Genomic DNA, 833 nt, shown 5'->3' on the forward strand with positions numbered 1-833 from the left:
TTCCTATGTTCTACAGAACGTTACGGTAGCGCGACAGAAGAGCAAAAAGCACAAGTCGTTGCTTGGTTAGAAGCTCGTCCAGAAGTGAAAAGCGCGAAAGCTGGCGACTTGCTTGACGCAAACTACCTGTAATAGCAGGCAAGCAAATACGTTAGAGAAAGCTGGTCTTCGGACTGGCTTTTTTTATGGGTGATGAAACTGAATTTAAAATTGGATTTGAAGTGTTGGTGGTGTTTGGAGCTGGCAATGCGTAGAGAACGTTTGAATTCTATTGCCAGCTCAAGGACTTCGAGTATGGTTAACTATGATTTCTTAGCTGTTGCTTCTTTCGTATCTTTCCAGTACTGGATGCGAACACGATGTAGCTGAGCTCTTCTCATTTTTTTCATAGTAATCTCCCTCATCTTCTATAAGTAACGCTCTTTATGAGCTTATTGTCTAAGGTTTTTTATCCCCTTCAATCTATAAGGGAACCAATTATTTAACCGTGACTCATTTCACAACATAATGATAAAAACGGTTCTATTGCAGCCATTTTTGACACCTAAAACCGATTATTACCTTCCTGACACGGTCAAATTACTCACGAGATATGACAGAAAAATGGCAATCAAGTTCCCTAAATTAACTGTCATTGAATCTTAATAATGATTCCTGAAAAACTTTGCAAGTAATATACCAATTGCACATCACTTTCCGTCGAGTAACTCTTTTCACGTTCTTACTAGCAGTTGCATACCATTCCCATTAAGGCTGAATTCGCTGCTGATAATGCTGGCGGTAGTCGCGTGGTGTTAGTCCTTTGTACGTTTTGAAGTGGCGATTAAACAGGG

1 protein-coding gene is annotated in these 833 nt (G+C 40.1%); it reads left to right on the forward strand.

The window, feature by feature from the left end:
* Positions 1–132 (forward strand): 50S ribosome-binding protein YggL (locus R7O13_RS25660; RefSeq protein ID WP_318305044.1); only part of this gene is annotated, 132 nt, incomplete at its 5' end.
* Positions 133–833 lie beyond the last annotated feature (701 nt).

It is taken from the genome of Vibrio sp. Y176 (genome assembly GCF_033438945.1).